Annotated in this window: 12 protein-coding genes; 6 read left to right on the forward strand and 6 right to left on the reverse strand. The window is 55.7% G+C overall.

The window, feature by feature from the left end:
* The first annotated feature begins 34 nt into the window (after positions 1-34).
* The 4 genes from I6L74_RS12625 (at position 35) to I6L74_RS12640 (ending at position 3,850) form a co-directional block, all read left to right on the forward strand.
* Positions 35-787, forward strand: a complete 753-nt coding sequence (locus tag I6L74_RS12625; protein ID WP_059177831.1) for an alpha/beta fold hydrolase — start codon at positions 35-37, stop codon at positions 785-787.
* A 370-nt stretch (positions 788-1,157) separates the two neighbouring features.
* Positions 1,158-2,711, forward strand: coding sequence for a peptide MFS transporter (locus tag I6L74_RS12630; protein ID WP_059177832.1), 1,554 nt, complete (start codon positions 1,158-1,160; stop codon positions 2,709-2,711).
* 135 nt (positions 2,712-2,846) lie between these two features.
* Entirely contained in the window at positions 2,847-3,458 is a 612-nt protein-coding gene (locus tag I6L74_RS12635) for a class I SAM-dependent DNA methyltransferase (protein ID WP_059177833.1), read from the forward strand.
* 95 nt (positions 3,459-3,553) lie between these two features.
* Positions 3,554-3,850, forward strand: coding sequence for a hypothetical protein (locus tag I6L74_RS12640; RefSeq protein WP_072241751.1), 297 nt, complete (start codon positions 3,554-3,556; stop codon positions 3,848-3,850).
* A 34-nt stretch (positions 3,851-3,884) separates the two neighbouring features.
* On the opposite strand, the gene I6L74_RS12645 is transcribed toward I6L74_RS12640, so the two are convergent.
* Together I6L74_RS12645 and I6L74_RS12650 are read right to left on the reverse strand one after the other, a co-directional pair.
* Positions 3,885-5,669 carry a diguanylate cyclase gene (locus I6L74_RS12645; protein ID WP_059177834.1) on the reverse strand — a complete coding sequence of 595 codons (1,785 nt, stop codon included), beginning with the start codon at positions 5,667-5,669 and terminating at the stop codon, positions 3,885-3,887.
* A gap of 121 nt (positions 5,670-5,790) precedes the next feature.
* Positions 5,791-6,900 carry an AI-2E family transporter gene (locus I6L74_RS12650; RefSeq protein WP_059177835.1) on the reverse strand — a complete coding sequence of 370 codons (1,110 nt, stop codon included), beginning with the start codon at positions 6,898-6,900 and terminating at the stop codon, positions 5,791-5,793.
* Positions 6,901-7,317: 417 nt separating this feature from the next.
* Between I6L74_RS12650 and mmuP the strand changes: the two genes are divergently transcribed.
* Positions 7,318-8,718: an S-methylmethionine permease gene (gene mmuP, locus I6L74_RS12655; RefSeq protein ID WP_059177836.1), complete on the forward strand. Its 1,401-nt coding sequence runs from the start codon at positions 7,318-7,320 to the stop codon at positions 8,716-8,718.
* A complete protein-coding gene (mmuM, locus tag I6L74_RS12660) occupies positions 8,705-9,640 on the forward strand; it encodes a homocysteine S-methyltransferase (RefSeq protein WP_059177837.1) in 936 nt (311 codons plus the stop codon). The genes mmuP and mmuM overlap by 14 nt, the downstream gene beginning before the upstream one ends.
* Positions 9,641-9,730: 90 nt before the next feature.
* Here mmuM and fbpC read toward each other — a convergent pair whose 3' ends face one another.
* The 4 genes from fbpC to uhpC all read right to left on the reverse strand — a co-directional run bounded on the left by fbpC (position 9,731) and on the right by uhpC (position 15,421).
* Positions 9,731-10,777, reverse strand: a complete 1,047-nt coding sequence (gene fbpC, locus I6L74_RS12665; protein WP_059177838.1) for a ferric ABC transporter ATP-binding protein — start codon at positions 10,775-10,777, stop codon at positions 9,731-9,733.
* A gap of 4 nt (positions 10,778-10,781) precedes the next feature.
* Positions 10,782-12,860 carry an ABC transporter permease gene (locus I6L74_RS12670; protein WP_059177839.1) on the reverse strand — a complete coding sequence of 693 codons (2,079 nt, stop codon included), beginning with the start codon at positions 12,858-12,860 and terminating at the stop codon, positions 10,782-10,784.
* Between the two features lie 188 nt (positions 12,861-13,048).
* Positions 13,049-14,080: an ABC transporter substrate-binding protein gene (locus tag I6L74_RS12675; protein ID WP_059177840.1), complete on the reverse strand. Its 1,032-nt coding sequence runs from the start codon at positions 14,078-14,080 to the stop codon at positions 13,049-13,051.
* A 12-nt stretch (positions 14,081-14,092) separates the two neighbouring features.
* Positions 14,093-15,421 (reverse strand): MFS transporter family glucose-6-phosphate receptor UhpC, encoded by a 1,329-nt coding sequence (gene uhpC / locus I6L74_RS12680; protein WP_255210199.1) that lies wholly within the window; start codon positions 15,419-15,421, stop codon positions 14,093-14,095.
* Positions 15,422-15,476: the final 55 nt, after the last annotated feature.

Genomic DNA, 15,476 nt, shown 5'->3' on the forward strand with positions numbered 1-15,476 from the left:
GATCTCAAAATCACAACTTATAAAGGGACACAGTATGCAGAGTGTGTTTTCGGAAACAGCCGGTGCCAACGTTCGTTGGCATGATTTGCCAGGGAAGGGAATTCCTGTTGTGTTTATTCACGGGCTCGGGTGTGCTTCTTCTTATGAATACCCACGCATTGTGGCAGATCCGGCATTTGGCGGGCGGCGCGCCATACTGGTTGATCTTCCTGGATATGGCTTCAGCGACAAACCTCATGATTATGATTACAGCATTGCTCATCAGGCTGGCGTGGTTATCGAGGTGATCAACGCATTGATGCTCCCGCAATGCGACATTTATGGTCACAGCATGGGGGGCAGCATCGCGATTGAAGTCGCGGCACGGTTGCGTGAGCGGGTCGGTAAACTGGTGGTTTCGGAACCTAACTTTCATGCAGGCGGCGGCGAATATAGCCGAATCATCGTAGAGAAACCGGAAGCTGAGTTTGTCTCTCACGTTTACGATCGGATACTGGCGAGCCACACCTCCCCATGGAAAGGTTCGGCCCAAAATGCTGCGCCTTGGGCAATGTGGCGTGGAGCCAAAAGCCTGATTGAGGGGACTTCACCCTCGTGGATGGAGATCTTTCTTAGCCTGTCCTGTTCCCGCGCGCTGATTTTTGGCGAACAATCCTTACCGGACGATGATTTTCAACATGTTAGCCATAACGACGTTCCTGTAGCCATAGTACCCCAGGCTGGACACTCAATGTCCTGGGAGAATCCTTCTGCGCTTGCCGAGGCGTTGAACAAGGCTTTTGGATAACCGGTGGCTTCGTGCCTACGGTCTTCGACAAGGTTCGCTCAGGCGAAGACCGTGTTCATGATGACAACCTTTTTTCCTCTTCTCGCTCGCATGAGCACACGAATGCGAGACATAAATACTTAATACTCTGCCGCTTTTTTTGCAGTCGGTGTCAATCAGTTCCTCTTTTCATCAAACAAAAAATCTACAAAACTAGACATCTATCGAGTTTTCGCCTTAAAGTTCTAACTTTTGTACTAGACAAAACCAACGTCTGGTTATCATATGGTTAATTAAAATATCGCTACATGTAAAAAATCGCCCAGATAGATGACTGGTCGGCGTGCATGTCAGCGCAGCAAACACACTGACACACCTTTTCAGGAGCATTATGCAATCCTCTGTTAATAATAACGAAAGCCGAACTTTCTTCGGCCATCCTTATCCGCTCGGCTCGCTCTTCTTTACCGAAATGTGGGAGCGGTTCTCGTTTTACGGCATTCGTCCGTTACTGATCCTGTTCATGGCGGCAACCGTCTATGACGGCGGCATGGGGCTCGCGCGTGAAAACGCATCGGCCATCGTCGGGATCTTTGCTGGCAGTATGTATCTCGCTGCGCTTCCTGGCGGCTGGCTGGCGGATAACTGGCTCGGCCAGCAGCGGGCGGTCTGGTACGGCTCCATTCTGATTGCACTTGGGCATTTGTCGATCGCGCTGTCGGCTTTTATGGGCAACAACCTGTTCTTTATCGGCCTGATGTTCATCGTCCTCGGTTCTGGCTTGTTCAAAACCTGTATCTCGGTCATGGTGGGGACGCTGTATAAAAAAGGCGATGCCCGTCGCGACGGCGGCTTCTCGCTGTTTTATATGGGCATCAACATGGGATCGTTTATCGCCCCGTTGATCTCCGGCTGGCTGATTAAAACGCACGGCTGGCACTGGGGGTTCGGCATCGGTGGTATCGGGATGCTGGTGGCGCTGGTGATTTTCCGCCTGTTTGCCGTGCCATCAATGAAACGCTACGACAGTGAAGTCGGCCTGGATTCGACCTGGAACAATCCGGTGGCGAAGAAAAATGGCGTAGGCGCCTGGCTGCTGGCTCTGGCGGTCGGCGTGGCGATTATTGTGACGCTGATTGCACAGGGTGTGATTGTGATTAATCCTGTCGCGGTCGCCAGCGTGCTTGTCTACGTGATTGCTGCCTCGGTCGCGCTCTATTTTATCTGGTTGTTCCTCTTTGCCGGCCTGAATCGTAAAGAGCGCGCCAGGCTGCTGGTTTGTTTCATTCTGCTGGTTTCCGCTGCGTTCTTCTGGTCTGCATTTGAGCAAAAACCAACGTCATTCAACCTGTTTGCCAATGACTACACCAACCGCATGATCGGTGATTTTGAAATCCCGGCAGTGTGGTTCCAGTCAATCAACGCGCTGTTTATCATTATTCTGGCGCCGATCTTTAGCTGGGCATGGCCGATGCTGGCGCGTAACAACGTGCGTCCGAGCAGCATCACCAAGTTTGTGATCGGCATTTTGTGTGCGGCGGCAGGCTTTGGCGTGATGATGCTGGCGGCACAAAACGTGTTGAACAGCGGCGGGGCAGGCGTATCGCCGATGTGGCTGGTGGGCAGCATCCTGATGCTGACACTTGGCGAACTTTGTTTGAGTCCGATTGGTCTGGCGACCATGACGCTGCTGGCGCCGGAAAGAATGCGCGGCCAGATGATGGGGCTGTGGTTCTGCGCCAGCGCGCTGGGCAACCTGGCGGCTGGTTTGATTGGTGGCCACGTCAAAGCCGATCAGCTGGATATGCTGCCAAATCTCTTCGCGCGCTGTTCTGTTGCGCTATTGATTTGTGCTGCGGTGCTGTTGGTGCTGATTGTTCCGGTGCGTCGTATGCTGGAAAACGCGCAGGTAAAAACGGAAGAGAAACCGGTGAAAACTGCCTGACGGGCAGTGACTGAGCCATAAACAGACCGGCGCGAAACGCGCCGGTTTTTTTATGGGCGTGATATGTTCAGTAATGATCACCCTGCGGGTGATGAACAAACGCGACGCCCTACAACCCAACCGTAAGAGCAGGACATGTCAGAATCCGCCGCTAAACACATTATCAACCTTTACGACACGCACGCTGATGCCTTTGCTCGCCTGCGTTCCCGCCATTTAATGGAAAAAGCCTGGCTCGATAAATTTATCGATCTGCTCGGTACGCGCGGGACGATTCTGGACATCGGCTGCGGCAATGGTCGGCCCATTGCTGACTATTTCATTCAGCAAAATTATCAAATCACGGGTATCGACGGCGCTTCCGCGATGCTGGCTCGCGCACAGCAGCAGTTTCCTGAACAGCGTTGGTTGAATCTGGATATGCGTCAGCTAGCGCTGAATAAAACCTTTGACGGGCTGATCGCCTGGGACAGCTTTTTCCACCTGACTCCTGAAGATCAGCGCCAGATGTTCCCTGTTTTTGCGCGTCACAGCCATCCTGGCAGCGTGCTGATGTTCACCAGCGGCACACATCACGGTATTGCGATGGGAGAATTTGAAGGCGAACCGCTGTATCACGCCAGCCTGTCGCCGGACGAATACCGACAACGGCTGGCGGAAAATGGTTTTGCAGTGATTGACGTGGTATTTGAAGATCCCGATTGTGGCGGGCATTCGGTTTGGCTTTGTCAGGCGCTTGTCCCGTAATCATTTGTTAGTGCGCTTATTGTCTTACATCATGACTTTTTGCTCTTACTCACTCTACTGTGAATCTGTATTCCCTCCCTTAGTGAGCAAATTTAATGAAAATAAAATCATTGTTAGCGGTGATTTTGGCTGCATGCTGGGTATTTAATATGGGTAGCGTCATGGCCAAGAGTCATTCAGTTTTAGACTCAGAGATTAAAGATAAGGTTATTGCCGAATCCATCGCCTCATATCCCGGCGTGTGTGCTTGCCCATTCAATCGTGCGAGGAATGGTAGTGCCTGTGGCAGGCGCAGCGCATGGAGCAAGGCCGGAGGCTACGCGCCACTCTGCTATAAAAATGAAGTTACGGATGACAGGGTCAAACAGTGGAGGGAGCAAAATAACAGTTAATTAATATGCTCTTCACTGAATGGTAAATTTAAAATTAACCCGGCTCCAGCATCCCGAAACTCACAATCCGCGAACGGCCCAGCTCTTTCGCACGATACAGCGCGACGTCGGCCGCACGCAGCAGGTTGTCGCTCTGGACGTGTTCCGGGTAGCTGGCGATGCCAATCGACACGTCCACGGGACCGATTTCAGACAGCCCATAGCGCATTGAGAGGGTGTGAACGCCATTAAAAATCTCGGTTGCGCAGGCGTGAGCCGCCTCTTCATCAACGCCCGTCAGCAGCACCAGAAACTCCTCGCCGCCGTAACGGAACGCCACGCCATGGTCGTGAACGGCGCGTTGGACGATGGCCGCGACGTTTTTGATCACCTGATCGCCCGCCTCGTGACCGAACCTGTCGTTAATATTTTTAAAGTGATCAATGTCGATCATCAGGCAGCTCACCGGTTCTGCATTGCGCGTCGCCTGGCTCATTTGGGTACGCAACGTGTCTTCCAGATGGTGACGATTGCGCAGGCCGGTTAACGGATCATAGAGCGCTTTTTCGAGCAGGGCATCACGCAGACGTTGGTTCGCTAACGCGAGGCCAAGCGCTTCGGCCATCAGTTCCAGATAAGCGCGAGAAGGCGCCGTTTCTGGCGTGATGTTCTGGAAAGAGAGTAAACCAATCGCTTCTCCCTGGGCGATCAGCGGTACGCAAAGCGAGTGATTTGCACAGGTGTCCGGCAGATGGTAGCAGGCGATATCCGGCTCGCCGTTAACCGGTGGATGGCTCTGACCGCGACGTACAGCCCAGCATTCGTCGGGGTGGAACGGGTCCTGTTTCCCCTCGGGCGAAAGCCATTGCGCGACGCAGCGCATCTGCCACGGATCGTGGTCGAGAATATAGAGCCGGCCGGCTATTCCCGGCGCGATATTGGGGGCAAAAAGCTGTGCGACGTTAATCACATCCTCGAAGTTCTCACAGCCCTGCAAACGCTGCGTCATGCGCGCCAGCAGCTCGCGGATCGCCCAGTCGGCGTCGCGCTCTTTTTCCAGACGCTGTCGTGCCAGTCCATTCTCACGAAAAATGCGGATCGCCTGCGCCATGTCACCAATTTCGTCGATCTGGTTAAAGTTGGGCGTTTCAACCGCATAATCCTGGGAGGCCAGGCGATTCACCACGTCGCTCAGACGCACCACCGGTCGCAGCACGCGGCGTTTTAAGATGAAACCCAGCACAAACAGGAACAGCAGGGCCGTCACACCCACCATCACTTCGGACAACGTGCGTAACAGGCGTGACGTGTTGGTCGCTTGCTCGACGGCGTCCTGTGCACGACGATCGAGCATCAGGCGGAAATGGTCGATTTGGTCTTGCGCCCGCTCCAGCTCTTGTTCGTAAGGTTTGCCGTAAAGTAGCGCGAGGGCTTGCGACTGTTCACCGCGAGCCACCTGAGCTAACGCGGTCTGCTGTTCATCCTGAAGCGCATCGACAACCCGGAATCCTTCATGCAAAAGCGCCAGTTCATCATCCGTCGCGCCGTTGTCTTTCAGTTTTGCCAGACGATGCTCAACGGCCTTCAATAACTGCTCTTTTTGCTGATATTCCGCCAGCAGGTCCGGGTCTTGTTTGATCACGTACAGCCGCGCCAGATCCGAAAGCGACCAGATCTCGACGTCAACCTCTTCAGTGAGCTGGTCAAAAACCTGCCGCTGTTCTACCGCCTGCCGCTCAACATTATCTGCGTTTGACGCCATCAGCATCACCACGCCTGACACAATTGTCAGACACACCGTGGCACCGTAGGCCCAGTTCGTTATGGTCGCAATACGCACCTGTAGGATCCTTCTAGGCCATTTGTGGGATAGCTATTTTGAAATTATAGGAAACGCATGATTTCCGTGTAAAAAAAAGGCGGCCATTTGGCCGCCTGGTCTGTTAAATATCGTCACGCTTTCACAAATCTGGAGGGTTTTTGCCTTCTTCAATAAAGGTTTCGTCGATTTCGTCCGAATTGCCAGCATGGTCGCGTCCGGAAAGCAGATTCCAGCAGGCAATAAACAGGGCGGCGATCAGCGGGCCAATCACAAAGCCGTTAATGCCGTAAATTTCCATCCCGCCCAGTGTCGAGATCAGGATCAGATAGTCCGGCATTTTGGTGTCTTTGCCGACCAGCAGCGGGCGCAGGATGTTATCCACCAGCCCCACGATGATGACAAAGAAGCCGACAATGAAGAAGCCTTGCCAAAGCTGTTGCGTGGCAAACAGGAAGATAGCGGCAGGTACCCAGATAATCGCCGAGCCGATGGCCGGAATTAACGACAGGAACGCCATCAGCGCGCCCCACAAAATACTGCCGTCGATACCGGCGATATAAAAGGCGATACCGCCCAAAATACCCTGCACGAGCGCCACAACCACCGTGCCTTTAACCGTCGCGCGGGAGACGGCGGCAAATTTCGCGAACAGATGCTGCTTAACAAAATCGGACAGCGGCAGGGAATCAAGAATCTGACGCACCAGATATGGCCCGTCTTTGAGCAGGAAAAACAGCAAGTAAATCATGATGCCGAAGCTAATCGCAAAGCCGAACGTGCCCTTGCCGATCAAGAAGGCGCTGCCCGCCAGATACTGTCCGCCTTTTAAGGCAGCATCAGAGAGTTTTTGCTGGATTTGCGTGGCATTATCCAAATTGTGATCGACAAGGAAATTCCGTGCCCAGTCCGGCAGGTGTGTAAACAGGCTTGCCACCACTTCCGGGAATTGGGAATTCGTATGCTGGAGCTTGGTGTAAACCACGTTCAGCTCAATGGCGAGCGACGAGAGAATCACGATCAGCGGTGTAAACACGATCAGGCAGATAATGCCCAGCGTCAGTAGCGATGCCAGCCCGTTACGTTCCCCCAGTAGACTGCGCACTTTGTTCTTCACCGGATGGAAGATGACGGCCAGTATCGACGCCCAGAAAACGGCCGAAAAGTAGGGGGCCAGTATGTCAAAGAAAGCCAGCGAAACGATGACGAGAATCAGAATGAAGAAACCTTTGGTAAGTCCTTTAAAGCGCATGAGCCAGTCCTGGTAACGTAGAATCACCGTCGACTATAGAACCCTTTAGCGGATTTACCAATTTTGTAATCAGGATCACACTGTTTGGATCACCCTCTCTACGCTGTTGTCGGACGCCCCGCACGTGTGAATCCCGAAGACGCAGGGGCAATCACACCTTTCTGTATGAGACAGCGCAATGGGTTCCCACTTTCGACTGACCGAAAATGCCCTCCGTCCGCGCCATGATCTCAGTATCGGCTTATGGAGGTGCTTATGGCCTGGCGACCAATTCTCTACGTGATCATGACAAACCAACCCCGACTCAGCGCCCGCCGTGCGCGGCTACGTTTGGTGCGCGGCTAGCTTTTTGTTAACAATCGCGGTATAACAAAACCTTCTTTGGATGTTTAGATGTCCATACGTTTAGAAGGTAATATGCAAACAGAACACGACAATGGGCAGCTAAAGCGCACCATGAAAACGCGTCACCTGATTATGTTGTCGCTGGGTGGCGTGATTGGCACAGGGCTATTCTTTAATACGGGTTACATCATTTCCACGACCGGTGCGGCGGGCACGCTTCTGGCGTATCTGATCGGCGCGCTGGTGGTCTGGCTGGTGATGCAGTGTCTGGGCGAGCTTTCCGTCGCGATGCCGGAAACCGGGGCATTTCATGTCTACGCCACGCGCTATCTGGGGCCAGCAACGGGCTATACCGTCGCGTGGCTTTACTGGCTCACCTGGACCGTTGCGCTCGGCTCAAGCTTTACCGCCGCCGGATTCTGCATGCAGTACTGGTTCCCGCAGGTGCCCGTTTGGGTGTGGTGCGTGGTGTTCTGCGCGGTGATTTTTGCCCTCAATGTCATCTCGACGCGTTTCTTCGCCGAAGGCGAATTCTGGTTCTCGCTGGTGAAAGTCATCACCATCATCGCCTTTATTATCCTGGGCGGAGCAGCGATCTTCGGCTTTATCCCGATGCAGGACGGTTCACCTGCGCCGGGCTTATCCAATATCACCGCCGAAGGCTGGTTCCCCCACGGTGGCCTGCCGATTCTGATGACGATGGTGGCGGTGAACTTCGCGTTCTCCGGTACCGAGCTGATTGGCATCGCTGCGGGTGAAACGGAGAATCCGCATAAAGTCATCCCGGTGGCGATCCGCACCACGATTGCGCGCCTGATCCTGTTCTTCATTGGCACCGTTTTTGTACTGGCGGCGCTGATCCCGATGCAGCAGGCCGGCGTGGAGAAAAGCCCGTTCGTGCTGGTGTTCGAGAAAGTCGGCATTCCCTATGCAGCCGACATTTTTAACTTCGTGATCCTGACGGCCATTCTGTCGGCGGCGAACTCCGGGCTGTATGCCTCGGGTCGCATGCTGTGGTCGCTCTCGAATGAGAAAACGCTGCCGCGCTGTTTTGCCCGCGTGAATAAAAACGGCGTGCCGCTGACGGCGATCTCGGTGTCGATTCTGGGCGGCGTGTTGGCGCTGTTCTCAAGCGTGATCGCCCCGGATACGGTGTTTGTCGCGCTGTCGGCGATTTCGGGATTTGCGGTGGTGGCGGTGTGGATAAGCATCTGCGCCTCGCACTTTATGTTCCGCCGCCGTCACCTCCAGGCGGGCAAACCGCTGACGGATTTACAGTATCGTGCCCCGTGGTATCCGCTGGTGCCGGTATTGGGATTTGTCCTGTGCGTGATGGCCTGCGTCGGTCTGGCCTTTGATCCGAGCCAGCGCATTGCGCTTTACTGCGGAATTCCGTTTGTCGCCCTGTGTTATGGTGCGTATTACCTCACCCAAAATCTTAAAAAGCAGGAGCCTGAACATGTCGCTGAATAATCCGCTTACCGCCCTCCTTGAGAAACAGCCGTTTATCGTGCTGGACGGCGCAATGGCGACGGAGCTTGAAGCGCGCGGGTGTAACCTGGCTGATAGCTTATGGTCGGCAAAAGTGCTGGTCGAAAACCCGGAGCTGATCCGTGACGTGCACCTGGACTATTTCCGCGCGGGTGCACAGGTGGCAATCACCGCCAGCTATCAGGCCACGCCGGCGGGCTTTGCCGCACGCGGTCTGGATGAGGCGCAGTCGCGTGCGCTAATAGGTAAAAGCGTCGAACTGGCGCGTAAAGCTCGCGAAGCGTATCTGGCTGAAAACGCGCACGCGGGCACGCTGCTGGTCGCCGGTTCCGTCGGGCCTTACGGCGCGTATCTGGCGGACGGGTCTGAGTATCGCGGGGATTACGTGCGCAGTGCGCAAGAATTTACCGAATTTCACCGCCCGCGCGTAGAAGCGCTGCTGGATGCGGGAGCTGACTTACTGGCCTGCGAAACGCTGCCGTCATTTGCCGAGATCAAAGCCCTGGCGGTGTTGCTGAGTGAATATCCCCGTGCTCGGGCGTGGTTCTCGTTTACCCTGAGTGACAGCGAGCACCTCAGCGATGGCACGCCGCTACGTGACGTTGTTGCCGCCCTGGCGGATTATCCGCACGTTGTCGCGCTGGGCATCAACTGTATCGCGCTGGAAAACACCCCTGCAGCGCTTGCGCATCTGCACAGCCTGACTGCGCTGCCGCTGGTGGTCTATCCGAATTCCGGCGAGCACTATGACGCAGTGAGCAAAACCTGGCACCACCACGGCGAAGCTTGCGAAACGCTGTCGGGGTATCTACCGAAGTGGCTGGCGTCAGGGGCAAAGCTGATTGGCGGATGCTGTCGCACCACGCCGAAAGATATTACGGAGCTGAACGCGCAGCGCGGATGAGTGCGAGCCTGATATCATCACCCCAACCCTCTCCCAATGGGAGAGGGTAGACACTAAATGCGGCAACGGGCGTTGCCGTTTTGTTTTTAACTATGCGGCATCCGCCAGCACAAACATTCCGTAGGGGTGGATTTCGAGGTAATAATTATCGCCTTCGTTCGGCTGTAGGCGTGTGGCGTTCACCTGCAACAAAATCTCCTGGCCGTGCCAGTTCACAATCACCTCATATTGCGGTCCCATGTACGCCACATGGCGAATCACGCAGCGCTGGCTCTCTTCGCCGTGCTCGCTCAGGGTGATCGCTTCCGGGCGCACACCGACCGATCCCGCTCCCTCGCGGGCAAAATGCAGTGGGCGCGGCAAGCGGTAGCCGTGGATCTCGACAAAATCCTCGCTAAAGCGTGCCGGGAACAGGTTGGCGTCGCCCATAAAGCTCGCCATAAAGCGCGATGCGGGCTGGCGATACAGATCCTGCGGCGAGCCAATCTGCATAATGTTGCCTTTGTTCATCACCAGCACGGTGTCGGACACCGCAAACGCCTCGCTCTGATCGTGGGTCACGTACAGCGACGTGATGTTGAACTGCTTTTGTAGCTCGCGAATTTTGTCGCGCATGCTGCGCCTCAGGTTGGCGTCGAGGTTACTCAGCGGCTCATCGAACAGCAGCACTTTCGGTTTGAGGATCAGCGCACGCGCCAGCGCCACGCGCTGCTGCTGTCCGCCAGAGATCTGGTCGACGTAGCGGTCTTCAAAGCCGTCCAGATCCACCATCGCCAGCGCTTCTTTGACGCGGGTTTTCATGTCACTGCGCGATACGCCAAGCATTTTCAGGCCGTAGCCCACGTTCTCGCCCAGCGACATGTGCGGGAACAGGGCGTAAGACTGGAACACCATGCAGATATCACGCTGCTGAATGGAACGATGCGTGACGTCTTCGCCGTCAATTAAAATCTGCCCCTCGGTGGGTTTTTCAAGCCCCGCGACCAGACGCAGCACCGTGGTTTTGCCGCAGCCCGACGGGCCGAGCAGCGTCACCATCTGCCCCTGCGGAATCGCAAGATTGATATTCTCGATAACGGTGTTGTTGCCAAAGCGCTTGGTGACATTGCGCAATTCAACGAAATGTTTTTGAGTCATAGTGTTACGCCTGGTTTTTGGCTTTTGAACGGGAGGTACGAGATTCACCGATCAGCCAGTCAAAGAGGAAAATGATCGCCAGCATGACCACAATCAGGATCGAGCCGTAGGCAATCGCCACGCCGTATTCGCCGTCTTCCACGCGGTTCAGAATGTAGGCTGTTGCCACGCGGGTATCCGGCGTGACGAGGAACACAATGGCGCTAACGGTGGTAATGGCGCGCACAAAGCTGTAAATCAGCGCCGACAGAATCGCCGGGCGCAGCAGCGGCAGCAGGATATGCGTGATGGTCCGGAAGCTCCCGGCGCGCAGGCTGAGCGACGCTTCATCCAGCGATTTATCGATCTGGCCGAGCCCCGCGATCCCGGCGCGAATGCCCACCGGCACGTTACGCATCACCATTGAGATAATCACAATCGCAGCCGTTCCCGTGAGGTAAACCGGCGCGCTGTTAAAGGCCAGAATGTACGACACGCCCGCCACGGTGCCTGGCACGGCAAAGCACAGCATGGTGGTGAACTCGATAGTCTTTTTGCCACGGAACTGCTGGCGCACGACCACCCAGGCGATCAGCAGACCAAAGCCCGCGGTGATCGGTGCGGCGATCCCGGCGTACAGCAGCGTATCGAGCAGTGAAGGCCACGCGCCGTCGCTCATGCCCTGGCCGAACAACTTGATAAAGTTATCCAGCGTCAGGGTGTAATCCACGCCCCAGTTCACCGTAAAGCTGCCGTAGAAAATGCTGCCGTAAAGCAGGGCGTTAAACGCGATCCAGACGGTTAACAGCGCCACCACGGCCCAGACCAGTGTCACCGGCAGCGGCTGCACGTCGCCACGGTAGGATTTGCCGGATACGGTTACGTAAGACCGCTTGCCGATCCACATGTACTGAATGCAGAACACCAGCAGCGAGAAGACCAGCAGGAACGCGCCGAGCGTACTGGCCGCCTGATAATCCAACTGCGACCCGGTGATGTAGAAGTAGATTTGCGTGGCGAGTACGTCGAAGTTGCCGCCCAGCACCAGCGGGTTACTGAAGTCGGCCAGCGACTGCACGATAACAATCAGGAAGGCGTTTGCCAGCGCGGGTTTCAGCAACGGCACAAACACACCGTTAAAGGTCTGCCAGCGGCTGGCGCGCAGGGTATACGACGCCTCTTCCAGCGACGGATGAATCGTCTTGATGGCTCCGTCGAGGATCATGAACGCCATCGGCGTAAAGGCCAGCACCTGCGCCAGCCAGATACCGGTAAACCCGTACAGCCAGTTAGTGTTGGTCAGGCCAAACCAGTCCACCATCAGCTCGGTAATGTAGCCGGAGCGGCCCATCATCAGCGTCACGCCCAGCCCCACCACGAACGGCGGGGTGACGATCGGCAGAATCGAGAAGATACGCCCAATAATGGCGCTGCGTCTGGCGATGCGGGTGGTGTAAATAGCCAGCACCAACCCAAAGAACGTACAGCCGATACCGACGGCAATCGACAGCACAATCGAGTTGATAATGACCTGTACGATATGCGCCTGCGACAGCACCGTCATAAAGGCCAGCGGCGCAAATTCGCCCGTATCGGTGGTGAACATCGGAATGAAAATGGCGATGCTCGGCCAGACGATAAAGATGCCGATCAGCGCGACGATGGTTATCAGCGAGGCAATCACAAAGCGGTCGCCGCCCAGCCACTCGAGTCGCGTCAGCGCCAGCGTCATGATCGCCCCAAGTGCGACGAACAGCACGATAGACGCGTAGCCTAACCCGCGTCCTTCGACCGTGGCGCTGATGACGATAAACGCCATGCACAGCAGCGCCCATCCCGCATCAATATAATGACGGCTAATCTGCTCGCGTTTCGCTTCACTGAACGGACGCACCAGCAGCAGGCTCGGCAGTAAATACCACAGCCAGCTAACGTTGAAATGTGACCAGCTGTAGGCGTCGAGGATCTCGTCGCGCGTCGACTCCAGCAGGCCGTAATCCAGGCTCCAGCTTGGCAGCAGGGCAAACGCCAGCCAGCCAAGCAAAACCCAAAGGAATACCGCATCCCGTTTCTTGGCGGGATGGAGAGCTAATGTGTGTGACATACGTTTTCCGAGTGTTGGAGGCCCGACGGGAAAATCCGCCGGGCGATATACCCGTCATACTTGAGTTGCAGATGCGTTGGCTGCTCTCACGTACCCCAGTCACTGACTTGAGTAAGCTCCTGGGGATTTGCTCGTTTGCCGCCTGCCTGCAACGCGAATTATTTTGGGTATAACTACGGTTTGCGGGCTTATTTACCCATCTTCACGTCGCTGACCCATTTGTTGATCAGTGCCTTGCGCACGTCCGTTGAGCCGTATTTATCCATGTCGTAACTGATCAATTTCAGGTCGTCGAGCTTCAGCGAGTTCGGGGAGGTTTCCGCCGTGGTGTTGGTCAGGATTTGGTAGGATTTGCCTTTCTTCCACGCCAGCTCCTGCGCCTCTTTCGACAGCACCCAATCCACAAACAGCTTCGCGTTTTCTTCGTTACGCGCGCCTTTCAGAATGCTGACGCCGCCGATTTCATACCCGGTGCCTTCGCACGGTGAAATCAGCTCCAGCGGTGCGCCTTGTTCTTTTTCCAGCGAGTAATCGTGCAGGAAGCCAATCCCGATGGCGGTTTCACCGCGCGCGGCGTTACGCGCCGGGGCGATACCGGATTTGGTGTACTGCGACACGTTGCTGTTCAGCTGTTTCAGGTAATCGAACGCCTGATCTTCGCCCCACAGCTGCACGAAAGTCGCCAGTGCGGTATACGCCGTACCGGAGCTTTGCGGATCGGCTATCTGGATCTCGCCTTTGTATTCCGGCTTGGTCAGATCTTTCCAACATTTGGGGACCGGCAGATTTTTCTCTTTCAGGCGCTGAGTGTTCACACCAAAGCCCAGAATGCCGACGTAGACAGCGGAAGAGAGGTTGCCTTTCACTTTGGCCGGATCGCGGAATTTCTCCATGATCTGCTCAAGATTTTTCGATTTGTACGGCTGCAACAACCCCATTTCTCCGGCCTGCGATTGCGGGTCCAGCGTGCCGCCGTACCAGACGTCAGCCTGCGGGTTTTTCTTCTCCGCATCGACTTTCGCCAGCGTGCTGCCGGAGCCGTTGCGGATAAACGAAGTTTTGACGTCGTACTTGTCGCCAAAGGCTTTCGTTTCGACTTCACACATTTCGTTAGTGGCGCTGCAATACACCACCAGACGGCCTTTAGCCTGCGCGGCACCCGTTAAGGTGGCCAGCGCGATCCCAGATGCAATGAGGGTAGAGAGGAGTGTTGTTTTCATTATTCAGCCTTTTTATGACGTTATGTGACTGCGAGAAGCGGTGATGCCCGACATCAGCAGCGGCATCAGCAATAAACCCATCAGTACGGCGGCAATCGAGAGCAAACTGAACATCCCCGACCAGCCGTAATGTTCGATAACCAGCGACAGCGGCCATCCCGCCAGCGCCGCCCCCAGATAGGCAAAGACGCCGAGAAAACCGGTAATCGAGCCTGCCGCCTGTTTGTGCCCGCATTCAACGGCGGCAAGGCCGATCAGCATTTGCGGGCCAAACACAAAAAATCCTACGGTAAAAAAGCACATCGCCAGCAGGGCATAGTGGTGAACCGGTGCCAGCCACAGCGCGGCGACGGAAACCATCAGCCCCAGCGTGAACAGCAAAATCATCGGCGCACGCTGGCCGCTAAACAGCAGGTCCGAACCCCATCCGGCGAACAGCGCGCCCAGTAAACCGCCCACTTCAAACAGCATCACCGTGGCGTTGGCGCTCAACAGATTTACGCCGTGGCTTTCTGACAGCCAGATATTGCCCCAGTCGTTCAGCGCAATCCGGATCAGATACACCAGGACATACGACGCGCCGAGCAGCCAGATCATCGGATTTTGCAGCATCGTCGTGCGTAACATCTGCCACAGCCCCATCGGCGGGCTTTGCTGTTCCTGACGCAACTCCAGCGGATCGTTGCGCCACTCCCCGACCGTCGGCAGACCCTCTTCCTGCGGTGTTCCCCGCAGCTGTGTGGTCAGCCAAATGCCGAGCACAATGCTGATGATCCCTGGTGTCAGCATCGCTGCCTGCCAGCCCCAAAGATGGGCGGCAAACGCACATATCAATGGAATAATCGCACCACCAATATTGATGGAAGTATTCCAGCAGCCCCACCAGAAACCGCGCTCATTGCGCGAATACCAGTGGGTGAGCAATCTGGCGCAGGGCGGCCAGCCCCATCCCTGAAAGAAGCCGTTCAGCGTCCAGATAAACAGCAGCAGCGGGAACGAATCGCTAAACGTAAACAGCACGTTCAGCACGCCCGTTGCCAGCAGGCCGATGCCCATAAACGCCCGCTGCCCGTGGCTGTCGTGCCACAGTCCGGCGGCAAATTTAGACAGCCCGTAGCTCAGATAAAACAGCGAACCGATCAGCCCGATATCGCTTTTACTCAGCCCCAAATCCATTTGCAGCGCGGGTAACACGTAATTCACGCTCTTGCGCGTCAGGTAAAACGCGGCGTAACCGATGGCCATGCACAACAGCAATCGTGGGCGTATCGCCCGATAGCGTTGCGTGATCTCTTCAGCAGACAGTGCGTGCATGGCGTTCTCCGTTTGAGATGACTGTATGAAAGCGTGACGAAAAAGGGATGAGAGAAAGTCTGGAGTGACTAAGACTTTTTCC

The organism is Lelliottia amnigena, from assembly GCF_019047465.1.
GTDB lineage: Bacteria > Pseudomonadota > Gammaproteobacteria > Enterobacterales > Enterobacteriaceae > Enterobacter > Enterobacter amnigenus.